The following is a 22764-nucleotide window of genomic DNA, read 5'->3' as shown; positions in this document are numbered from 1 at the left end:
AAAAAACCGGGTTTCCCCGGTTTTTTTATTTGTGTCGCTGACGCAGATTCTCAATCACCGTTGTTAAATCGAGATCCTGATCCTGCAGCAGCACCAGCAGGTGATACATCAGGTCAGAAGCTTCATTAGTCAGCTCGGCCCGGTCGTTCACAGTAGCGGCCAGGGCTGTCTCTACGCCTTCTTCTCCCACTTTCTGCGCGATACGCTTAGTGCCGCTGGCATACAGTTTCGCCGTATAAGAACTCTCAGGATCCGCGGTTTTGCGTTCAGCCAGCAGTTGTTCCAGCTGGTACAGGAACAGCCACTGGTGGCTGGCATCGCCAAAACAGCTGCTGTTGCCAAGGTGGCAGGTCGGCCCGATGGGATTAACCAGTACCAGCAGGGTATCGTTATCACAGTCAGGCGTGATGCTGACCACATTCAGAAAATGGCCGGAGGTTTCGCCCTTGGTCCACAGACGCTGTTTGGTGCGCGAGAAAAAGGTTACTTTACCGCTGTCGATGGTCTTCGCCAGGGCGTCCTGATTCATATAACCCAGCATCAGCACTTCACCAGACACCGCGTGCTGCACCACCACCGGCATCAGGCCGTCGGTTTTTTCCCAGTCCAGCTGCGCGCGTTGTTGCTCTGTTAACATACCCTGATCTCCACGCCCTGATTCGCCAGGAACGTTTTTAACTCACCAATATTAATGATCTGTTTGTGGAACACCGAGGCCGCCAGCGCGCCGTCAACATCGGCATCGCGGAAGGCTTCGAGGAAGTGTTCCATGGTGCCTGCGCCGCCCGAGGCGATCAGCGGCACGTGGCATACTTCGCGCACTTTCTTCAGTTGTTCGAGGTCATAGCCGTTACGCACGCCGTCCTGATTCATCATGTTCAGCACAATCTCACCCGCGCCGCGCTTCTGCACTTCCTGAACCCAGTCCAGCGTCTCCCATTGGGTGACGCGGGTCCGGCTCTCATCGCCGGTGTACTGGTTGACGTGGTATTTGCGGGTGGCGTCGTCAAACCAGGTATCAATTCCGACCACGATACACTGCACGCCAAAGCGGTCGGCCAGGCGGGTGATGAGTTCAGGATCGGCCAGGGCAGGGGAGTTAATGGAAATTTTATCCGCGCCGAAGGTGAGGATCTTTGCCGCGTCGTCTGCCGATTTAATCCCGCCCGCCACGCAGAATGGGATATCAATCACTTCCGCCACGCGCGCGACCCAGCTTTTATCCACCACGCGACCATCGCTGGAGGCGGTGATATCGTAAAAGACCAGCTCATCGGCACCTTCTTCCGCATAGCGTTTTGCCAGAGGAACGATATCGCCGATGATCTCGTGATTGCGGAACTGCACGCCTTTCACGACCTGACCATCACGCACGTCGAGACAAGGAATTATCCGTTTTGCCAGCATTGAATCGCCTCCTTAACCGTAAATTTTTCTTCCAGCAGGGCGCGCCCAACGATGACCCCACGTACACCAGTCCCGCGCAGGGCGGCAATATCATTCAAATCACCAATGCCGCCGGATGACTGAAACGCCACCTGCGGATAACGGGCGCAGACCTCTTCGTACAGCGACACGTTGGACCCGGCCAGCGTGCCGTCGCGGGAGATATCCGTGCACAAAACATGCTTCAGACCCACCGGCAGATAGCGATCCACCAGCTCCTCCAGCGTCACGCCGGAGTTCTCCTGCCAGCCGCTGACCGCCACCTGTTTATTACCCTGGTCGTCAATACGCACGTCCAGCGCCAGCACCAGCGCGTCGGCGCCAAAGCGTTTGAACCAGCCTTGTACCATCTCGGGATCTTTTACTGCGGTAGAACCTACCACCACGCGCGCCACACCCGCTTCCAGCAGAGCCGCTACATCTTCTTCGGTGCGCACGCCGCCGCCAACCTGGACCGGGACGTTAACGCCCGCCACCAGTTTTTTCAGCAGCGGGATCTGGCGTTTGGCGGGATCTTTCGCGCCGGTCAGGTCAACCAGGTGCAGCACTTCCGCTCCCTGGGCGGCATAGTCCTGCAGGCGCGGCAGCGGATCGTTACCGTAGTCGCGCTGCTGGCCGTAATCGCCCTGGTGTAGACGGACAACCGTGCCGTCAATTAAATCTAAAGCGGGAATAATCATCACATCTCCAGGAAGTTTTTCAGCAACTGCGCGCCAGCGGCTCCGGAACGCTCCGGGTGGAACTGCACGCCGTAGAAATTATCTTTCTGCACGGCCGCGGTGAAGGCTTCACCATAGTGGCACTGGGCGATGGTATTGGCGTTTACCGGCATCGCGTAGCTGTGAACAAAATAGAAATACGCCCCGTCCTCGATACCGCGGAACAGTCGGTCACCCGCTTTCGGATAGACCCGGTTCCAGCCCATGTGCGGTAGCGGCAGACCGTGGTCGGTCATTTTCGGCACATCCTCGTCGATGATACCCAGCAGATCCACGCCGTTAGACTCTTCACTCCGGCGGCCGAGCAGCTGCATCCCCAGACAAATACCCAGCACCGGCTGGGTACAGGCTTTAATCAGATCAACCAGCTCACGCTGGTTGATCTGATCCATCGCCGACTGCGCCGTACCGACGCCCGGTAAAAAGAGTTTGCTCGCGTGCAGCACCACATCCGGATCGCGGCTGACCAGCGGATCGTAGCCGTGACGCATAATCGCAGATTTCACCGAGTTGAGGTTGGCGCAGCCGGTATCAAGGATCACCACGTTCATTACAGCACTCCTTTCGACGACGGCAGGGTATCGCCTTCCACGCGAATGGCCTGGCGCAGGGTGCGGCCAAAGGCCTTGAACAGGCTTTCCACGCGGTGGTGATCGTTCTTACCTTTGGTTTTCAGGTGCAGCGTCAGGCCCATGGTGTAGGAGAGGGAGCGGAAAAAGTGCTCAACCATCTCGGTGCTCAGGTCGCCCACGCGCTGGTAGGTAAAGTCGGCTTTATATTCCAGGTGCGGGCGGCCGGAGATATCCAGCGCACAGCGGGCCAGGCACTCGTCCATCGGCAGCACAAAGCCAAAACGGCTGATGCCGCGCTTATCGCCCAGCGCCAGCTTCAACGCCTCGCCCAGCGCCAGGCCGGTATCTTCGACGGTGTGGTGATCGTCAATGTAGAGGTCACCTTTAACGCCGATCTCCATGCGGAAACCGCCATGGGTGGCGATCTGATCCAGCATATGATCGAAGAAGCCCACGCCGGTGTGGATCTTGCTGCTACCTTCACGATCCAGCCACACTTTCACGTCGATCTGCGTCTCTTTGGTGTTGCGCTCCACGTGGGCGTAGCGGTCACGTTTGGTCAGCTGCTCGTCAATCATCGCCCAGTTCAGGGTCTTACGCTGATAGCGCAGGCCCGTGATGCCCATGTTGGCTGCCAGCTCGATGTCCGTGGCGCGATCGCCGATCACGTAGCTATTCGTTTTATCCAGCGCCGTATCGGCCAGATACTGCTCAACCAGCTGCACTTTCGGTTTACGGCAGTCGCAGTTGTCGGCAGGCAGGTGCGGGCAAATCAGTACCTCATCAAACACCACGCCCTGAGAGGTGAGGATCTGCATCATCAGGTCGTGTGGGCCGTCGAAATCAGCCTGCGGGAAGCTGTCCGTGCCGAGGCCGTCCTGATTGGTGATCATCACCAGCTTAAACCCGGCTTTCTGCAGCTTAAGCAGCACCGGAATGACGTCGGCTTCAAAGGCCAGTTTGTCGAAACGATCGACCTGATAATCACTGGGTGGTTCCGAAATGATAGTGCCGTCACGATCGATAAAGAGGTACTTCTGGCTCATACTTTCTCCGCATTCAGGGCGTCGATAACGCGCTGGCTCTCTTCTCGGGTACCCACGGTAATGCGTAAGCAGCCACTCAAAGAGGGTTGTTTGTTCTGGTCTCGTAAGATAATGCCCTGATCCCACAAAGATTTAAATACTGCACTCGAGGCGGTGAAACGCGCCAGAATATAGTTGGTTTCCGAGTCGAAAACCTGCTCCACGCAGGGGATGGTTTTCAGCTGGCTGACGAGATACGCCCGCTCATCGACGATCTGCGCCACGCGGCTCCGCATGGCCGCAATGCCCTCTGGCGACAGCGCCTGGGCGGCGATATCCGCTACCGGCGTCGAAAGTGGATAAGGCGCAATCACCTTCATCAGCAGGTCGATCACCTCTTTATTCGCCAGCGTAAAGCCGCAGCGCAGCCCGGCGAGGGCAAAGGCTTTTGACAGGGTGCGCAGGATCACCAGGTGCGGATATTCTGCTAACCAGCCGGTCAGCGTCGCCTGCGGGCAAAACTCAATATAGGCTTCATCGGCCACCACCAGGGCTTTGCCGCGGGTCATCTCCAGCAGCGAGCGGATATCCTGAGGGTTAATCAGCTGCCCGGTCGGGTTATTCGGGCTGCAGACAAACACCACCTTCACGCCGTCGAGGTTATCGGCAATAGCCTGCAAATCGAGCTGCCAGTTTTCCAGGGCAGGCACTTTACGCAGTTCAACGTTGAAGGTTTCGGTGCTGACGCTGTACATCCCGTAGGTTGGCGGACAGTAGAGTACCGCGTCTTTGCCTGGCTCGCAGAAGGCGCGGATCAACAGTTCAATGCCTTCATCCGCGCCGCGGCTGACCAGCACCTGCTCCGGTTGGATACCGGCATAGGCGGCATAGTTTTCAATCACCGCTTTCGGCTGACACTCCGGATAGCGGTTCAGCGACTGCTGGGTCAGCTCGAAGCTGACGGCGGTAGGGAATTCATTGGCGTTCAGCCAGACGTCGCCATTACCACCCAGACGACGGGCAGACTGATACGGGGTCAGGGCGCGAACGTTGTCGCGAGCTAACTCTTCAATACTCATGCTTGCTCCTTGAGGGCGGCAACGCGCAGCGTTACGGCATTTTTGTGGGCGGTCAGCCGTTCAGCGGCGGCCAGCGTTTCGATGGTGGCGGCGAGCGACGCAAAACCTTCGCGGGAGAGTTCCTGTACGGTCATGCGCTTCTGGAAATCTGCCAGCCCCAGGCTGGAACAGGTTGAGGTATAGCCGTAGGTCGGCAGCACGTGGTTGGTGCCCGAGGCGTAATCGCCAGCGGACTCCGGCGACCAGTCACCGAGGAACACCGAACCGGCGCTGGTGATGCTGTCAACCAGCTCACGGGCATTGCGGGTCTGAATGATCAGGTGCTCCGGGCCGTAGAGGTTGGAAATGGCGATGCACTGGTCCAGATCCCGGGCCACAATCAGGCGGCTGGCGGAGAGCGCCTGGCGGGCGGTATCGGCCCGCGGCAGATCGGCCAGCTGACGGTCAACCGCTTCGCCGACCCGTTGTGCCATACCGGCATCCGGGGTCAGCAGGATCACCTGCGAATCCGGGCCGTGCTCTGCCTGGGACAGCAGATCGGAGGCCACGAAATCCGGCGTCGCGCCGCTGTCGGCAATCACCAGCACTTCCGACGGGCCAGCCGGCATGTCGATGGCCGCACCGTCCAGACGCTGGCTGACCTGACGTTTGGCTTCGGTCACAAACGCATTGCCCGGGCCAAAGATTTTATCCACCTTCGCGATGGACTCGGTGCCCAGCGCCAGAGCGGCAATCGCCTGCGCACCGCCTACCTTGAAGATCTCCTGCACGCCGCACAGTTGCGCCGCATAAATAATTTCATCGGCAATCGGTGGTGGCGAGCAGAGCACTACCTTACGGCAACCGGCGATACGTGCCGGGGTGGCCAGCATCAGCACCGTGGAGAACAGCGGGGCGGAACCACCCGGAATATACAAACCCACAGAGTCAACCGGGCGGGTCACCTGCTGGCAGCGCACGCCAGGCATGGTCTCAACGTCAATGACCGGCAGTGCTTGCGCGCGGTGGAAGTTGTCGATGTTTTTGACCGCCACCGCCATCGCCTGCTTGATGTCTTCACCCAGGCGGTTACAGGCGTCAGTCATTTCCTGCTCGCTCACCTTCAGCGCACCCACTTCGGTTTTGTCGAATTTTGCGCTGTACTCCCGCAGGGCATCGTCGCCACGGGTTTTCACATTGTCCAGAATCTCCGCCACGGTACGGGTAATGCTTTCCGAGGCCGAGATCGCCGGGCGCATCAGCAGGTCGCGCTGCTGTTCGGTGCTACAGGTGTTCCAGTCGATAACGGTGTTAAAGGTCATGGTTGTTACTCCATCATCTTCTCAATCGGTAACACCAGGATCGAACTGGCGCCCAGCGCTTTCAGTTTTTCCATGGTTTCCCAGAACAGGGTTTCGCTGCTGACCATATGCATCGCCACGCGCTGCTGATCCCCTGCCAGCGGCAGAATGGTTGGACGTTCAGCGCCCGGCAGCAGGGCAATCACTTCATCCAGACGCTCAGTTGGGGCATGCATCATGATGTATTTCGATTCGCGGGCCTGGATAACGCCCTGAATACGGGTCAGCAGGCGGTCAATCAACTGCTGTTTGGCTTCCGGCATTTCGCCGTCGCGTTGGATCAGGCAGGCTTTAGAGCGGTAGATCACTTCCACTTCGCGCAGGCCGTTTGCTTCCAGGGTGGCGCCGGTGGAGACCAGGTCGCAAATCGCATCGGCCAGACCCGCTCGCGGTGCCACTTCGACAGAGCCATTCAGCAGGCAGGATTTAAACTGCACCCCTTTCTGATCGAGGTAACGCTTCAGCAGGTGAGGGTAGGAGGTGGCGATACGCTTGCCGTTCAGCCCGGCCGGGCCGTCCCAGGCTTCGTCAGCCGCGGTTGCCAGCGACAGGCGGCAGCCGCCAAAGTCCAGACGGCGCAGGGTGAAATAGCGCGGGTCTTCGCCCTGCGCACGGCGGGTCAGGAGCTCTTCTTCCAGCACGTTTTCGCCAATGATGCCCAGATCAACTACGCCGTCCATCACCAGACCTGGAATGTCATCGTCACGCACGCGCAGAATATCAATCGGCATATTCTCTGCCAGCGCGATCAGGCGCTGTGTGTGCAGGTTGATTTTAATGCCGCAGCGCGCCAGCAGTTCGCGTGAATCGTCGCTAAGACGACCTGATTTCTGCATAGCTATGCGTAAACGTGAATTATCTAACATTGTCGGTTCCTCATGATCCTGTTGTAACTTGCCTGAACACGGTCCAAAAAAAAGCCCCCGGAAGATGATCTTCCGGGGGCTTTTTCTTGCGTTCATGCACCGCTGGAAGATCTAACTGTCTTCCAGCACACATCGCCTGAAAGACTAGTCAGGATGATGGTGATGATGGTGGTGTTTAAATTGAACGCGTGTCATAAAATTCTCGATGAATGCTTATTCATGTGATGTCGTTTAACCTAAACCACTTGCGCTATATAAAGCAAGGGCTTTTTTTTATCATTAAATGATTTCATATTGGCGCTATCAATTGTCAGTTGCGCATGGCTGGCGTAGCCTTAAAGCAGAGGCGTAAACGTCAGGAGAAAATGCATGAAAAAGGTCGCAATTGTCGGTCTGGGATGGCTTGGAATGCCGCTGGCCATGTCGCTACTGGGGCGGGGCTGGGAGGTCACCGGCAGTAAAACCACCGTGGATGGGGTCGAGGCGGCGCGGATGTGCGGTATCGAAAGCGTTGAATTGCGCCTGGAGCCAGAGCTGGTGTGCGACACCGACGATCTGGATACGCTGATGAGTGATGTGGATGCGCTGGTGATCACCCTGCCAGCGCGTCGCACCGGACCGGGCGAGAGCTATTATCTGCAGGCAGTACAGGAAATTGTCGATAGCGCTCTCGCGTACCATATTCCACGCATTATTTTCACCAGCTCCACCTCGGTATATGGCGATGTGGAAGGCGCCGTAAAAGAGAATATGCCGCGCCAGCCGGTGACCGCCAGCGGGCGGGTATTAAAAGAGCTGGAAGACTGGCTGCATAATTTACCCGGCACCCAGGTCGATATATTACGCCTTGCGGGGCTGGTGGGGCCCGGTCGTCATCCTGGCCGTTTTTTTGCCGGGAAATCAGCGCCTGACGGCCAACATGGCGTCAATCTGGTGCATCTTGAAGACGTGATCGGCGCAATTACCCTGCTATTACAGGCCCCGAAGGGCGGGCACATCTATAATATATGTGCGCCCTCTCATCCAACACGCAGTACATTCTATCCGGTGATGTCGCGTCAGCTTGGCCTGGCAGCGCCGCACTTCCACGATGCCCCCGGAGCGGGGAAGGGCAAATTGATTGATGGGAACCGCATCTGTCATGAACTGGGATTTGAGTATCTCTTTCCCGATCCGCTGGTTATGCCAATGGAGTAACGCCGCTGGCGGAGCGTAAGCGCACCACAAGGGGGTGAGCATGAAACCGCTGCTGGATGTCCTTATTATCCTTGATGCACTGGAAAAAGAGGGGAGCTTTGCTGCGGCGTCGGCAAAGCTGTTCAAGACCCCCTCTGCGCTCAGCTACACCGTTCACAAACTCGAAAGCGATCTGAATATTCAGATCCTGGACCGTTCCGGCCACCGGGCGCGCTTTACCCGCACCGGGCAGATGCTGCTGGAAAAAGGGCGGGACGTGCTGCATTCGGTGCGTGAGCTGGAAAAACAGGCCGTCAAGCTGCATCAGGGCTGGGAAAACGAGCTGGTTATCGGCGTGGATGATACCTTCCCGTTTTCCCTGCTGGCACCGCTCATCGAGGCCTTTTACGCGCGACACAGCGTCACCCGTCTCAAATTTATCAATGGCGTGTTAGCCGGTTCCTGGGAGTCGCTGGTGCAGGGCCGGGCGGATATCGTCGTTGGCGCGCTGCATGAACCGCCCCGGCTTAGCGATTTTGGCTTTGCCTGTCTCGGGCAACTGGAGCAGGTGTTCGTCATCGCCCCACACCATCCGCTGGCCCAGGAGCCGGAGCCGATCAACCGGCGGGTCATCAAAAGTTATCGCGCAATTGTAGTGGGTGATAATTCATTACCGGGCTGTACGGCCTCCTCCCAGCTACTGGACGATCAGGAAGCCATTACCGTATTTGATTTTAAAACCAAGCTGGAGCTGCAAATTAGCGGCTTAGGCTGTGGTTATCTGCCGCGATATTTAGCCCAGCGTTTTATAGAAAGCGGTGCGCTGGTCGAGAAACAGGTCATCGCTCAATCCAGTTATGATTCCGTATGGATAGGCTGGAATGAGCAGACTGCCGGGCTTGCCAGCGCATGGTGGCGGCAAGAAATTTTAGCAAATAGTGCTATCGCTGCCGTTTATGCGCAGGGCGCAGCTGAGAAATCAGCGGATTAATAAAAAATTTAACTTTAGGATGCCTTTCGATCTCTTGCATTTTTACTATCATTTAGGGAAAATGCGCCGCAGCAAACATGGAATAATCGACGATATAAAAGGCGTCGATTATTTTTTTTTGCATGTAAGAAAACCATTAAATCCAAGAGGCCGGGCTTCGTACCGGATAGATATTTACTAAAATCCGACAGTTGTTGTCGCTGAGGAAGAAAGAAATGGGGCAATCATTCGCTTACGTGGCGGTATTCACCGTAAAGGAGAATAACCATGTCGCATAACGCAACTCCAAAAACCTCTCGCGTGGAATTACGTAAAACGCTTACGTTGATTCCGGTTGTTATGATGGGCCTTGCCTATATGCAGCCGATGACGCTGTTCGATACGTTTGGTATCGTTTCAGGCCTCACTGACGGTCACGTAGCAACGGCGTATGCCTTTGCGCTGATCGCGATCCTCTTTACCGCGCTGAGCTACGGCAAGCTGGTTCGCCGCTTCCCGTCCGCAGGTTCTGCGTACACCTATGCACAGAAGTCCATTAGCCCGGCTGTTGGCTTTATGGTGGGCTGGTCATCCCTGCTTGACTACCTGTTCATGCCGATGATCAACATTCTGCTGGCAAAAATTTACTTCGAAGCGCTGGTGCCTTCCGTACCTTCGTGGATCTTTGTTGTGGCGCTGGTGGCCTTTATGACCATCTCTAACCTGCGCAGCATCAAGACCGTGGCCAACTTCAACACCCTGATTGTTATTCTGCAGATGGGTATTGTGGCGGTCATCGTGGGTCTGATCATTTACGGCGTTTCTCACGGTGAAGGCGCAGGTACGCTGACCAGCACCCGTCCGTTCTGGTCTGAAGGCGCGCATGTAGTGCCGATGATCACCGGTGCGACGATCCTGTGCTTCTCGTTCCTCGGCTTTGACGGCATCTCTTCTCTGTCTGAAGAAACCAAAGACGCTGAGCGTGTGATCCCGCGCGCTATCTTCCTGACGGCGTTGCTGGGCGGCATCATCTTTATCGGTGCCTCTTACTTCCTGCAGCTGTATTTCCCGGATATCTCTCGCTTCAAGGATCCGGACGCATCACAGCCAGAAATCATGCTGTATGTAGCAGGCAAAACCTTCCAGTGGGGCGTGCTGATCTTCTCCAGCGTCACCGTTCTGGCATCCGGTATGGCGGCACACGCGGGCGTTTCCCGTCTGATGTACGTGATGGGGCGTGATGGCGTGTTCCCGACTCGCTTCTTCGGTTATGTTCATCCGAAATGGCGTACCCCGGCATGGAACGTGCTGCTGGTGGGTGTGATTGCTCTGATGGCAATTAAATTTGACCTGGTTACTGCTACGGCGCTGATTAACTTCGGTGCGCTGGTTGCCTTTACCTTTGTTAACCTCTCCGTGATCTCTCAGTTCTGGATCCGTGAGAAGCGCAACAAAACGCTGAAAGACCACTTCAACTACCTGCTGATGCCGGTATGTGGCGCGCTGACTGTGGGTGCGCTGTGGATCAACCTGGAAGAGAGCTCAATGGTTCTGGGTCTGATCTGGGGTGGTATCGGTCTGATTTACCTGGCATGCGTAACCAAAAGCTTCCGCAACCCGGTTCCTCAGTACGAAGATGTAGCATAATTAATTGACTGCAAAGCCGTAGGCCCGCGCAAGCGTAGCGCCGCCGGGCAAAAAAAAGCCGGAGACATCGCCTCCGGCTTTTTTGTTTTCTCAGGTTACACAATTTCCTGCGCATACTGATACAGCGCTTTTAACAGCGCCTGCTTTTCAGCATTCCCTTCATACTCACCGTACAGCATCTCCAGCTCCTGGGCGTAAGCCTGCAAATACTCCGGCGTAAACACGTTGCGGCGATGCTGTAACCACCGTTCCTGCTCGGCCTCATCCAGGGTGCCGGGAAAATTACGCGCCCGGTAGTTAAAGATCAGCTTGTTAATGCGCCGATCGGCAAAAGTGATATCCAGGGCGGGCAGGTTACGGGGATCGGTCTGCAACACGATATTCATGGCAGAGCGGTCAGCGTCGCTGAAAAAGCCGTTATAGAGCTGGGCATCGACGTTCTCTGACGGAACGAACGGCTCCGCTTCGGCAAAAATCGCCACTACCTTCTCGCGCACCTGCGGGTTATCCCGCAGCAGTTTCAGGTTGTCGAGGCAGTGCTGACGGTTGATTCCCAGCCGTTCCGCATCGTCCGGGCGCAGGGTGTTGGCGGGAGCCAGCACCGGGCACTTGTTGATATGCACCAGCTTCACCGGCACCGCAGCATCATCGCCCAGCGCCTCTTTTGGGGTGTACAGCCGCTCGCGCAGGGTGTCGCTATCCAGCGTCAGCAGGGGGGTAATATCCCCGGCTAAATCCACCATAATCACCGCGTTGCGGTTGTCCGGGTGCCAGGCCAGCGGGGCCACCCAGCTGGTATTCCCGCGCCAGGCGCCGAACATCCCGGAGATATGCATCAGCGGCTTCATCTGCGGCACGTCAATCAGGGTGGTGAGTTTCTGCTTACTGCGATGGCTGAGCAGGTACTCAAACAGCTTCGGCTGCCGGGTCTTCACCAGCTTCGCCATGGCGATAGTGGCGTAGACATCGGCCATCGCGTCATGAGCGTTGCTGTGTTCAATGCCGTTCGCGCGGGTCAGATGTTCAAGGCGGAAGCTGGGGAGTCCGTCTTCGTTGTCTGGCCAGTTAATCCCTTCAGGACGCAGGGCATAGCAGGCGCGCATCACATCCAGCAGATCCCAGCGCGAGTTCTTGTTTTGCCAGCTCCAGGCGTAGGGATCGTAGAAGTTGCGGTAAAAAATATGCCGGGTCACTTCGTCATCGAAACGCACGTTGTTGTAGCCCACCACGCAGGTGTTAGGCACGGTAAACAGGTCATGAATGCGACGGGCAAACTCTGCCTCATTTACCCCTTTTTCCCTGGCCTCCTGCGGCGTGATGCCGGTGACCATCACCGCGCCGGGCTGGGGCAAATAGTCATCGGCGGGTTTGCAAAAGAACACTTCCGGCTCGCCGATGATATTGAAATCGGCATCGGTGCGGATGGCGGCAAACTGGGAAGGGCGATCCAGCGAGGGGCTGGTGCCAAAGGTTTCGTAGTCGTGAAATAAAAATGTAGGCAGCGCGGCGGAGTCAGACACCAGTAATACCATCCTGTTTATGAGTGACACCACTATGGTAAACCATCCCGCCTGGCACGCCGAAGGAAAAGCGCCGTCAGCCTGCAAATTTGCGAAGCATCGTCCGGAAAAAACCTGCGTGCTGTCACATTTTTTTGCAATTATTCCAGGTATCCAGCGGAAAACTTACGTAAAAAGGGCAACGATTTTAAATGACCTGAGGATATACCGTTGAAACGCCGTCTGTTTATTGCTGTTTCTTTACTCACTTTGAGCATTTCTTCCGCGCTGGCTGCCGACCCGATTAATTATGCGCCGCAGCCGCCAGCTATCCAGGCCGGTTCCTGGGTACTGATGGATTACACGACGGGGCAGATTTTAACGGCGGGCAACGAACATCAGCAGCGCAATCCGGCCAGCCTGACCAAGCTGATGACCGGCTATGTGGTGGATCGCGCCATCGACAGCCATCGCATCACCCCGGACGATATGGTCACGGTTGGTCAGGATGCCTGGGCCAAGGGCAATCCGGTATTTGACGGCTCCTCGCTGATGTTCCTGAAGGCGGGGGAGCAGGTTTCGGTGCGTGACCTCAGCCGGGGCCTGATTGTTGACTCCGGTAACGATGCCTGCGTGGCGCTGGCCGATTACGTGGCGGGTGGGCAGCCGCAGTTCGTCACCATGATGAATGATTACGTCAAAAAGCTGAATCTGCGCGATACCCATTTTGAAACGGTGCACGGTCTGGACGCGCCGGGCCAGCACAGCTCGGCATTCGATCTGGCGGTGCTTTCCCGGGCCATTATCCACGGTGAACCGGCGTTTTATCACATGTACAGCGAGAAGAGCCTGACCTGGAACGGCATCACCCAGCAGAACCGTAACGGCCTGCTGTGGGATAAGTCCCTCAACGTCGATGGCCTGAAAACCGGGCACACCTCCGGTGCCGGTTTTAACCTGATTGCCTCAGCCGTGGACGGTCAGCGCCGACTGATTGCCGTCATCATGGGGGCCGAGAGCCCGAAAGGCCGCGAGGATCAGGCGCGCAAGCTTCTGCACTGGGGACAGCAGAACTTCGATACCGTGCAGATCCTGCGTAACGGTAAGCAGGTCGGCATCGAGCGCATCTGGTATGGCGATAAAGAGCAGATTTCGCTGGGCACCGATCAGGACTTCTGGCTGGCGCTGCCGAAAGCGGAGCTGCCGAACATCAAAGCCAAATATGTGCTGGATAAAAAAGAGCTGGAAGCGCCTATCGCCGCGCATCAGCGGGTGGGTGAGATCGAGCTGTACGACCGCGATAAGGTGGTCGCCCACTGGCCGCTGGTGACCCTGGAAAGCGTCGGTAAAGGCGGGATGTTCTCACGCCTGAGCGACTATCTGCACCACAAAGCCTGACGGCAGAATGAGCAGGCTGGCGACTGTGCGAGCCTGCTCGCATAATAGACAGGTCATCATTGTTAAACCGCTTTTCTCTGCATTAGAGTGTATGTATATACAGTAACCAATCGGAGGTAGCATGGACTACAGCATCAAGCACCAGAATAAACGCAAAATCGCCGGTTTTCATATGGTTGGCCCCTGGGAGCAGACCGTTAAGCAAGGTTTTGAGCAACTGGTGATGTGGGTAGATGGCCGACATATTCAGCCGCTGGAGTGGGTGGCGGTCTATTACGATAATCCTGATGAAGTCCCGGCGGAAAAATTACGCTGCGACACGGTTGTCACCGTGCCGGACGATTTTGTCATCCCCGCCAACAGTGAAGGGGTGATCCTCACCGAAGTGGCCGAGGGCGATTACGCGGTAGCCAGCGCCCGCGTTGAGAATCACGACTTCGCCACGCCGTGGAACCTGTTCTTCGACAGCCTGCTCGAAGATGTCGATTACCAGATCGCGCCGAAACCCTGCTTCGAACGTTACCTGAATGACGGTAACGCCGACGGCTACTGGGATATCGAGATGTTTATTCCGGTCCAAAACCGGGTGGCGTAACGCTGCACGTATGCTTACGCTTCACAGGGTTTTTCTGCCGGATGCCACCGCTCCGGCAGAAAACGCAGTACAATCAGGGTTTGCCGTAATGCTGGAGAGCGTGTGCGCCCCGACAAAACTCTGACGCCCTTTGAAATCCGACTGTATCGCCACTACCGCACCGTGCACGGATGCCGTATCGCGCTGGCGTTTATCCTCACCTTTTTACTGGTGCGTCTGCTGGACGTGCCGGAAGGCACCTGGCCGCTGATTACGCTGGTGGTTATCATGGGGCCCATCTCCTTCTGGGGTAACGTGGTACCACGCGCCTTTGAGCGTATTGGCGGCACCATTCTGGGCTCGGCGCTGGGGCTGATTGCCCTGAAGCTGGAGCTGTTCTCCCTGCCGCTGATGCTGCTGTGGTGCGCAGTAGCGATGTTCCTCTGCGGCTGGCTGGCGCTCGGCAAGCGGCCCTATCAGGCGCTGCTGATTGGTATCACCCTTGCGGTGGTGATTGGCGCGCCGCAAGGGGATATGCACACCGCGCTGTGGCGAAGCGGCGACGTGATTCTCGGTTCCCTGCTGGCAATGCTGTTTACCGGAATCTGGCCGCAGCGGGCATTCCTGCACTGGCGTATCCAGATGGCGAACTACGTCACCGCCTTTAACCGGGTTTATCAGGCGGGCTTTTCTCCCAACCTTGTTGAGCGTCCGCGGCTGGAAAAACATCTGCAAACCATCCTTAACGACGTAGTAAAAATGCGCGGCCTGATTACGCCAGCCAGTAAAGAGACCCATATTCAGAAAGCTATCTTCGAAGCGATCCAGACCGTCAGCCGCAACCTGGTCTGCATGCTGGAGCTACAGATCAACGCCCACTGGGCTTCCCGGGCCAGTCACTTTGTGATGCTGAATGCCCGGACCTTAAAAGAGACGCAGCAGATGACGCAGCAGACGCTGCTCACCATCGCCCACGCGCTCTATGAAGGCAATCCGCAGCCGATCCTGGCCAATACCGAGCGGCTGAACGAAATCGTTGCCGAGCTGCGGCAGCTGATAAACGATCAACGCAGTGAAAACGTGGCGGAAACGCCCATTCATGGCTATGTATGGTTGAGCATGGAACTTGCGCGCCAGCTGGAGCTGTTGTCACATCTTATCTGCCGGGCATTGCGCAAATAAAAAGCGGCTATGCACGGTTGTGATGGCTGCTGCTTCGATTCAGCAGAAATTGAGGTTATGATAGGGACAAAGGAAAAATTATTGTCATCAGCAATCGCTGTCAGTAAGGTTAACGGCATCGCGGTTGTTTAAACGAATCCGAATCTCACATTATCAGGGGTGTAAAAATGGAAACTACCAAGCCTTCGTTCCAGGATGTTCTGGAATTCGTCCGCCTGTTCCGCCGCAAGAACAAACTGCAACGTGAAATCCAGGACGTTGAGAAGAAGATCCGTGACAACCAGAAGCGTGTTCTGCTGCTGGACAACCTGAGCGATTACATCAAGCCAGGCATGAGCGTTGAAGCCATCCAGGGCATCATCGCCAGCATGAAAAGCGACTACGAAGACCGCGTCGACGACTACATCATCAAAAATGCTGAGATCTCTAAAGAACGTCGTGAAATCTCGAAAAAGCTGAAAGTCATGGGCGAGATGAAGCACGCTGAAGCCAAAGGCGAATAAGCGCCGATGAACATGCTAAGCCTTCCGACCTGTCGGAGGGCTTTTTTTTTTTGCTGCGGTTTACCGAATCCGAAAAAGCAAAAAGCCTGCTCGAAAGCAGGCTTCTTAAATGTGGCTCCTCTGACTGGACTCGAACCAGTGACATACGGATTAACAGTCCGCCGTTCTACCGACTGAACTACAGAGGAATCGTTGTGGAGCGTTATCTTAGCGGCGAAAAAACTTTTGTCAAACCTGATCTTACCCGCTTTCGATCAACTGCTGATTCTGTCGTCAGTTTGACGTAATTACCAACATATTTTTGTGGGAAATACTTTGCAGGATCTGCATTTCTCCCTCATCATTTGAAATGGAGTTTCAACTTTTCTCGCTAAGGTCCATTTTGAACGTCACCTCCGCTTTACGCCAGGCCGTGATGCGCACGCCCTGGTATGCCAAACGTAAGAGTTACAAGGTTCTCTTCTGGCGTGAAATCACCCCCCTTGCCGTGCCTATCTTTCTGGAAAACACCTGCGTCCTGCTGATGGGGGTGCTCAGCACCTTCCTGGTCAGCTGGCTCGGCAAAGAAGCAATGGCAGGCGTTGGGCTGGCCGACAGCTTCAACATGGTGATCATTTCGTTCTTTGCGGCCATCGATCTCGGGACCACGGTGGTGGTGGCCTTTAGCCTGGGGAAACGCGATCCCCGACGCGCGCGCGCTGCCGCCCGGCAGTCGCTGGTGATCATGACCCTGTTCTCCATTGTGCTGGCGGCGGTGATCCACTATTTCGGGGAAGAGATCATCAACGTGGTGGCCGGCGAGGCGACCGGCGAGGTGAAAGCTCTGGCGCTGTCGTATCTCGAGATGACGGTGCTCAGCTACCCGGCTGCAGCGATTGCGCTGATTGGCAGCGGGGCGCTGCGCGGGGCAGGGAACACCAAAATTCCGCTGCTGATTAACGGCGGGATGAATATCCTCAACATTATGATCAGTAGCGTGCTGATTTACGGCCTCTTCTCCTGGGACGGGCTCGGCTTTGTCGGGGCCGGCCTCGGGCTGACGATCTCGCGCTATATCGGCGCTGTCGCCATTATCGTGGTGCTGGCGGTCGGTTTTAACCCGTCGCTGCGCATCAGCATCAAGAGCTATTTCAAGCCGCTTAACTTCGCCATTATCTGGGAAGTGATGGGCATCGGCGTGCCCGCCAGTATTGAGTCGGTGCTGTTCAACGGCGGCAAACTCCTGACCCAGATGTTCGTGGCCGGGATGGGCACCGACGTGATTGCCGGGAACTTTATCGCCTTTTCCGTCGCGGCACTGATCAACCTGCCGGGCAACGCCCTCGGTTCCGCCTCCACCATTATCACCGGAAAACGGCTCGGTAAGGGGCAGATCGGCCAGGCGGAACGTCAGCTACGCCACGTATTCTGGCTCTCGACGATTGGCCTGACCGCTATTGCCTGGGGGACCGCGCCCTTCGCCGGGCTGCTGGCGTCATTCTATACCCATGAGCAGGATGTTAAAGACGTGGTAGTGATCCTGCTCTGGCTGAACGCTGCCTTTATGCCGATCTGGGCTGCCTCGTGGGTGTTACCTGCCGGGCTGAAAGGGGCGCGCGATGCCCGTTTCGCGATGTGGGTCTCGATGCTCGGCATGTGGGGCTGCCGTGTGGTCGCGGGCTATACGCTGGGGATCATGCTGGGGATGGGCGTGGTGGGGGTCTGGCTGGGGATGTTCCTCGACTGGGCGGTTCGCGGGGCGCTGTTCTACTGGCGAATGATCAGTGGACGCTGGTTGCAGAAATACCCGCGGCCACAGCGTAATAATGTGGTAGTTGCCGCCTCAGAACGGGTAGTGAATGTGCAAAGTGGGGAATAAATCGGCAAACGATGCAAAATCTGCAATCTGCCTTTGACAACGCCAGGTGGCATCGCTAATATTCGCCCCGTTCACACGATTCCTCTGTAGTTCAGTCGGTAGAACGGCGGACTGTTAATCCGTATGTCACTGGTTCGAGTCCAGTCAGAGGAGCCACATTTAAGAAGCCCGCTTAAGGAAACTTAAGCGGGCTTTTTGCTTTTGTTAGTTCAAACATCACATCAAAACTCGATTCAAGATGGGTTGCTATCTGACCAGCACTTCATTCGCAATAGCAGTCGATATACATACCAGACGCTTATACCCTCAAGGTTTCCTGAGCTTCATACAGCGGATAATGGCCACTTTCTTCGTTCTTACACCATCAGCGAAACGGTAAATCCTGCTGAGCGGGCAAAATTTACTTTGTTCGTAATGAGAATAACAACGAGTACAAGGGCAATTGATGAATGTTGTCGCAATTATCAAATCGCAGCAAGAAAAGGGCTATTGAAGCAGATTCCAGTGAATAAAAATTTCGTAGACAAAACCTCTTTAACATGAAAGGTTTCATACACTGCTCACTTACAGAACGTTATTGCGAAATGTGATAAACATCAATAAGTTGTATAACACATCCTGTAAATGATAAAACATTCTCCCAAGAAAGAAGAAATGCCGTACTATCTCTGATATAAGCAAGAAAACTCAAGCTCAAGTTTCCTTTTTGCTGGAATGCTTGGGCTATTAAACACGAAGAATTTTGTGACGATGAATACAACCTTCTATCTTGAGCGTAATTTTACATACGGTGACAGAACATATACAGAGACAGATTTGCTGGCTGCATCAACCCATATTGTCGTATTAGCCGAACCCGGCGGCGGGAAAACGGAGCTGATGAAGAGCCTTGCTCAGAAATTGAATACTTCTGTCTTAAATGCCAGTGTATTTGCCTATATAGGAGCAGATAAAGAAAATAGCCCGCTGATAATTGACGCCGTTGATGAAGTTGCCAGGATCGATCAATCAGGTATTCATAAACTTCTTGCTCTCGTCAGAACATCAACCCCGACTCGCGTAATCATGTCGAGCAGATCAAGCGAATGGGGACAGGCTTCTACCAGTATTTTTGAAAAATTTCTTGGTTTCTCCCCGATGGTTGTGAGGCTGAGAGAGTTCGATCAAGACGAACAACACGCCATTTTTAAGCACCATGCGCCACAAGAAGACTTCTTTGCGTTCCAGACCGAAGTAACACGGTTTAGTTTAGACATGTTGTTACCAAACCCTCAGTTTCTGAAAATGTTCATCGATGCCTATTTAGAAAGTAACAGGCGATTTGCTGACAAACGTTCAATCTTTGCTTTAGCGGTCGAACGACTGGCTAAGGAAGCCAACCCAAATATCCCGAAAGCCTCTGTATCTCTTTCAGTTGCGCAGAAGATTTCATTTTCCGCCGAGGTTTATGCCAAACTTCTGTTGTCGGGCGCAGAGGGTGTCTGTACCACCGATGCGACTGCAAGCCGGATGTATCCCATGCTGCCAGCATTGTTTAGCGGCAGTACTGCCTGTTACGACATATTGTCAACGCAGCTTTTCAAGCCCGGCGATAAGGAAGACCAGCACCGCCCGGTCCACAAGATCGTTGCTGAATATTGCGCAGCGGATTATCTCATTAAACGAATAGCAGATCCTGTGGATGCCCTCACTTTAGCAAAGTGCTTGCCTGTTATTGCACCGAATGGTATTGCCAGAGATGAGTTGAGAGGTCTGCTCGGATGGATGGCGGCATTAGGCAACCGGTCGGTACAGGAATCCATTATTGAGCTTGATGCCTATGCGGTGCTCGCAAACGGCGATCCATCGCAACTTGAACGCTCATCGAAACGACAGCTCCTTCATCGACTTAAAGAGATTGAAGCCGCAGATCCTTACTTTCGTCGAAGCGATTTCTGGCGTCGGTTCAGCGCGGCTGGTTTTTTCACACAAGACGTTGTTGAAGAAATAAAGCCCCTTTTAACAATGGGCAATAATGGTCATTTACGTGATTTAATTTTAGAACTTCTGGCAGACTCTCCGATTAACAGTCAGTTGGTGTATGAATTGAGCCAGCTTACATTAAACCCAAACGAGTCTGAACATATCCGTACCTTGGCAAGCATATGCTTACTCAATGTAAAAGAATACGATTTCATTGACACTTTAGCCGTTTTGATTTTCGAAGCCAGTCATATTTCACTCAATATTGCAGCGAAAGTCATCGAAGTCACAGGACCAGAAAAATTTAACCACACATATCTCTCTGGATTCTTACGAGTCTGTGCGAATCTCTATCCCGATCACAAAGCACAATTTGAAAGAGTGGTAGGCACTCGTTATTTTATTAAGAAGCTAATCTCCTGTTTTCCACAGCAGACTCTTGAACTTCTTCTGGACGAATTAACCCATAATCTTCATTGCCACTGTGGGAAAAAATCCTATGAGTGTGATTGTCGTAATGGAATAAGCAAGATCGTCGGTTCAATGGTCGATCGCTATTTTGAACTGGCTCAAGCACCATTTGACCCTGTGAGGATCTGGCAATGGATAGGTAATCTCAATTTTCATCGCCAATGCCAACCCGGTCAAAGCAAATCGGTACAGGTGCTTCGGGAAAATGACACATTTCGTCAGGAGATCATTGCTTATGTATTCGGGCCATTAACGGACCGTAAAGAGATATTCAACATAAAAGTAGAGAAATTCGACGGACACCTGCACTCACACTCAGGCCTTCATCTTTGGAGGAATGACTATAAATTTATCCTCAATCTGGCCTTTGAAACAGATAACGTTGACCTGTGGGCGAGTTTTCTTGTCAACCATCAACGTTACAAAAATAGGGAAGAGCAAGGCCCGGATGATTTGCGGGCACAAATGCGTCAGCATACCCTTTCCAAACCCGCATTTATGCGCGAATGGGCCCGATTCAATAATGCGATGAAATTATCCGAACAGCAGCGTCCGGTTTGGAGATTAAGACATAGCCGAAGTATGAAACGTTATGACCGAAAGCAAAGGGAGATCCACGCCAGAAACATACAATTCGTTCATGAAAACAGAGAGATTGTAGAATGTGGCCGTCACTGGGGTTGTCTGGTGCGTTTTGCAGAACTTGTGCTCATGCATCCGGAAAGAATTGAATTAGAATTTGGTGACGAGAAACTAGTTCGGATAGCATTAAGAAATTGTCTGGATTTTATTGCTCCTGTGATTCCCACCCTGCCTGAACTGGCGGCCCTGCAATGTGAATCTAAGCACAGGTATTCTGAGATAGTTTTATATGCAGCCTGTCTGGAGATTTTACGCGCAGAAGGTAATCTAGAATGCGTCAATATTGCGTTGCTTACAGCATTAAGAACTAACATTCATATGGGATACAACTCAGTTTCTACGGAACAACGTAATGCCCTACAGGCGGAAGTTGACCGGCTTATTTTTCCTGACAGCGAAAGCGCTGAAAAGTATCTCCGACAGTACGTTGAACCCCAACTCGCTCAGCCATGCCCTTACCCTGAAATCTGGATGTTAAGTGGAGAAGAGGTATTTCGTCATTCACGCGCTAAACTTTCCATTGAATGGCTTCGTCGTTTTACTGATTTATCCCTTAACTCAATAGATACACTTTTTGAAATTGCTGCTCAATACGGCGATCGTGAGGATTTAAAAGAAATTATTGCAAAGCGTTGCTCGGATATGATGCTAGGCTGGCCTAATCCGACAGAAAATGAGGATATTGAACGCAAGCGAATATTTTGGATGGTACGTGAGTTCTACTTTTTTGAGGATATTACGAATACTTATTGGGCATGGCTAAAATCTGACAAAGATAATTTACTGCATTTTAATGAACGTTCCGGGCGCATGAGCCGAAGTGAGCACCGTGCCTGGCCGGTACTCACCTCAATTAAGGTTGAAGCCATTTTAGATGCTTTTATTGAACAATGGCTGCATGTTGATCTGCCTGATAGCTGGGGTAGTGATAGCCCTAAAGAAGAGAAAGCCTACCGCTTTTTGACTGATTTGATTTGGTCAATTAACTCGGACACTCCCGATGATGCAATACCGGTACTGAACCGTCTTCTTAATAATCCACGTTTCACCAATCTACATAAAGAGTTGCAAAGCATATACGCTGATCAGATAAGAAAAAAAGCACTCAGGGATTTTGAACCACCGAAGCCAGGCGAGATAGTCCAACGTCTAGATTGTGACTCAGTTGTTACTGTTGAGGGCCTGCGTCAGTTAGTTATTCAGGAACTTCATGATTTTCAGAAAGCGATTGCTGGCGGAGAGTTTAACTCGGCAGACCGCTTCTATGAGAAAAATGAACGCCTTGATGAGGTGAGGTCCACTGAGATTATTGCGGAACGCCTGAATTTAAGGCTTCAGCCTCAGAGCATTGCTATTACTCCTGAGCATCAGTTGAAAGGGAAAAACAGAAGTGATTTCACAGCATCTAAATTGATTGGCGGAAAAAGACGACTGCTCGTTACGGAAGTCAAAGGCCAGTGGCACAGAGAACTATATACTGCCGCTTCAGCCCAACTCTATGACCGCTACTCCATTCATCCTGATGCCGAACAGCAGGGTATCTTTCTTGTTATATGGTACGGAGAAAGCGAAACCGTTGCTGGCCGCAAAACACACGGAATTAAAGCCGCTCAGGAACTTAAAGTTAGTATTGAAGCAGTATTACCAGTTGATTTACGTGGTTTAGTTGATGTTTTCGTTTTAGATGTTTCGCGGTACAGTAAACATTAGCAACATTAATCCTACTTTAAATTTAACCTCATATTTCCAAGAATATGGCTAACTTAAAGTTAAATTGAGTATGATTACTCACTTGCTGGCTAAGGCAATGCCAGCAAGTGGAGTTAAATTTGAAA

Annotated in this window: 19 protein-coding genes, 2 tRNA genes, 1 pseudogene and 1 other annotated feature; of the genes and pseudogenes, 11 read left to right on the top strand and 11 right to left on the bottom strand. The window is 53.7% G+C overall.

Annotation, left to right across the window (positions count from 1 at the left end; all coding sequences use genetic code 11):
• Positions 1–25: 25 nt before the first annotated feature.
• The 9 genes from hisIE to hisL form a co-directional block, all read right to left on the bottom strand.
• Entirely contained in the window at positions 26–637 is a 612-nt protein-coding gene (gene hisIE, locus G7090_RS14905) for a bifunctional phosphoribosyl-AMP cyclohydrolase/phosphoribosyl-ATP diphosphatase HisIE (protein ID WP_166182923.1), read from the bottom strand.
• Entirely contained in the window at positions 631–1407 is a 777-nt protein-coding gene (gene hisF, locus G7090_RS14900) for an imidazole glycerol phosphate synthase subunit HisF (protein WP_166182922.1), read from the bottom strand. The genes hisIE and hisF overlap by 7 nt, the downstream gene beginning before the upstream one ends.
• The gene (gene hisA / locus G7090_RS14895) at positions 1389–2126 is read right to left on the bottom strand and encodes a 1-(5-phosphoribosyl)-5-[(5-phosphoribosylamino)methylideneamino]imidazole-4-carboxamide isomerase (protein WP_166182921.1); all 738 of its coding nucleotides are present in this window, start codon (positions 2124–2126) and stop codon (positions 1389–1391) included. The genes hisF and hisA overlap by 19 nt, the downstream gene beginning before the upstream one ends.
• Entirely contained in the window at positions 2126–2716 is a 591-nt protein-coding gene (gene hisH, locus G7090_RS14890; RefSeq protein WP_106993469.1) for an imidazole glycerol phosphate synthase subunit HisH, read from the bottom strand. The genes hisA and hisH overlap by 1 nt, the downstream gene beginning before the upstream one ends.
• Positions 2716–3783, bottom strand: coding sequence for a bifunctional histidinol-phosphatase/imidazoleglycerol-phosphate dehydratase HisB (hisB, locus tag G7090_RS14885; protein ID WP_166182920.1), 1068 nt, complete (start codon positions 3781–3783; stop codon positions 2716–2718). Before hisB ends, hisH begins: the two co-directional genes overlap by 1 nt.
• Positions 3780–4841, bottom strand: coding sequence for a histidinol-phosphate transaminase (gene hisC / locus G7090_RS14880; RefSeq protein ID WP_166182919.1), 1062 nt, complete (start codon positions 4839–4841; stop codon positions 3780–3782). The genes hisB and hisC overlap by 4 nt, the downstream gene beginning before the upstream one ends.
• Positions 4838–6142, bottom strand: coding sequence for a histidinol dehydrogenase (gene hisD, locus G7090_RS14875; protein WP_166182918.1), 1305 nt, complete (start codon positions 6140–6142; stop codon positions 4838–4840). The genes hisC and hisD overlap by 4 nt, the downstream gene beginning before the upstream one ends.
• A 5-nt stretch (positions 6143–6147) precedes the next feature.
• Complete coding sequence (gene hisG / locus G7090_RS14870) at positions 6148–7047, bottom strand: ATP phosphoribosyltransferase (protein WP_106993465.1); 900 nt, start codon at positions 7045–7047, stop codon at positions 6148–6150.
• 45 nt (positions 7048–7092) lie between these two features.
• Positions 7093–7216 (bottom strand) — a sequence feature (His leader region).
• Positions 7192–7242: a his operon leader peptide gene (hisL, locus tag G7090_RS14865; protein ID WP_001364200.1), complete on the bottom strand. Its 51-nt coding sequence runs from the start codon at positions 7240–7242 to the stop codon at positions 7192–7194. It overlaps the preceding feature by 25 nt.
• A 174-nt stretch (positions 7243–7416) precedes the next feature.
• Between hisL and G7090_RS14860 the strand changes: the two genes are divergently transcribed.
• The 4 genes and pseudogenes from G7090_RS14860 (at position 7417) to G7090_RS14845 (ending at position 10840) form a co-directional block, all read left to right on the top strand.
• On the top strand, positions 7417–8244 hold the full coding sequence (locus G7090_RS14860) for an SDR family oxidoreductase (protein ID WP_166182917.1): 828 nt from the start codon (positions 7417–7419) through the stop codon (positions 8242–8244).
• A gap of 40 nt (positions 8245–8284) precedes the next feature.
• A pseudogene (locus G7090_RS14855) lies at positions 8285–9270 on the top strand (LysR family transcriptional regulator).
• Between the two features lie 159 nt (positions 9271–9429).
• Positions 9430–9492, top strand: a complete 63-nt coding sequence (gene yoeI, locus G7090_RS23965; RefSeq protein ID WP_100780850.1) for a membrane protein YoeI — start codon at positions 9430–9432, stop codon at positions 9490–9492.
• Complete coding sequence (locus tag G7090_RS14845) at positions 9482–10840, top strand: APC family permease (RefSeq protein ID WP_166182915.1); 1359 nt, start codon at positions 9482–9484, stop codon at positions 10838–10840. Before yoeI ends, G7090_RS14845 begins: the two co-directional genes overlap by 11 nt.
• Before the next feature lie 95 nt (positions 10841–10935).
• On the opposite strand, the gene sbcB is transcribed toward G7090_RS14845, so the two are convergent.
• The gene (sbcB, locus tag G7090_RS14840; protein ID WP_207630074.1) at positions 10936–12372 is read right to left on the bottom strand and encodes an exodeoxyribonuclease I; all 1437 of its coding nucleotides are present in this window, start codon (positions 12370–12372) and stop codon (positions 10936–10938) included.
• 192 nt (positions 12373–12564) lie between these two features.
• Between sbcB and dacD the strand changes: the two genes are divergently transcribed.
• The 4 genes from dacD to G7090_RS14820 all read left to right on the top strand — a co-directional run bounded on the left by dacD (position 12565) and on the right by G7090_RS14820 (position 15996).
• Positions 12565–13737, top strand: a complete 1173-nt coding sequence (gene dacD / locus G7090_RS14835; RefSeq protein WP_166185370.1) for a serine-type D-Ala-D-Ala carboxypeptidase DacD — start codon at positions 12565–12567, stop codon at positions 13735–13737.
• Between the two features lie 121 nt (positions 13738–13858).
• On the top strand, positions 13859–14332 hold the full coding sequence (sbmC, locus tag G7090_RS14830) for a DNA gyrase inhibitor SbmC (RefSeq protein ID WP_106993459.1): 474 nt from the start codon (positions 13859–13861) through the stop codon (positions 14330–14332).
• A 102-nt stretch (positions 14333–14434) separates the two neighbouring features.
• A complete protein-coding gene (locus tag G7090_RS14825; protein ID WP_166182913.1) occupies positions 14435–15493 on the top strand; it encodes an FUSC family protein in 1059 nt (352 codons plus the stop codon).
• Positions 15494–15660: 167 nt separating this feature from the next.
• Complete coding sequence (locus tag G7090_RS14820; RefSeq protein WP_103180181.1) at positions 15661–15996, top strand: DUF496 family protein; 336 nt, start codon at positions 15661–15663, stop codon at positions 15994–15996.
• 112 nt (positions 15997–16108) lie between these two features.
• Here G7090_RS14820 and G7090_RS14815 read toward each other — a convergent pair.
• Positions 16109–16184: transfer RNA gene (locus G7090_RS14815), tRNA-Asn, on the bottom strand.
• A 161-nt stretch (positions 16185–16345) separates the two neighbouring features.
• Here G7090_RS14815 and G7090_RS14810 point away from each other — a divergent pair.
• The 3 genes from G7090_RS14810 to G7090_RS14800 all read left to right on the top strand — a co-directional run bounded on the left by G7090_RS14810 (position 16346) and on the right by G7090_RS14800 (position 22639).
• Positions 16346–17854: an EmmdR/YeeO family multidrug/toxin efflux MATE transporter gene (locus tag G7090_RS14810; RefSeq protein ID WP_166182912.1), complete on the top strand. Its 1509-nt coding sequence runs from the start codon at positions 16346–16348 to the stop codon at positions 17852–17854.
• An 80-nt stretch (positions 17855–17934) separates the two neighbouring features.
• Positions 17935–18010 (top strand) — tRNA-Asn (locus G7090_RS14805).
• A 594-nt stretch (positions 18011–18604) separates the two neighbouring features.
• Positions 18605–22639 (top strand): NACHT domain-containing NTPase, encoded by a 4035-nt coding sequence (locus G7090_RS14800; protein WP_166182911.1) that lies wholly within the window; start codon positions 18605–18607, stop codon positions 22637–22639.
• The last annotated feature ends 125 nt before the right edge of the window (positions 22640–22764 follow it).

The sequence above is a fragment of the Leclercia sp. 29361 genome (assembly GCF_011290365.1).
In the GTDB taxonomy this organism is placed as follows: Bacteria; Pseudomonadota; Gammaproteobacteria; order Enterobacterales; family Enterobacteriaceae; genus Enterobacter; species Enterobacter tamurae.
The sequence above is the reverse complement of the archived record's forward strand: the minus strand, read 5'-3'. Positions and strand labels throughout refer to the sequence as shown.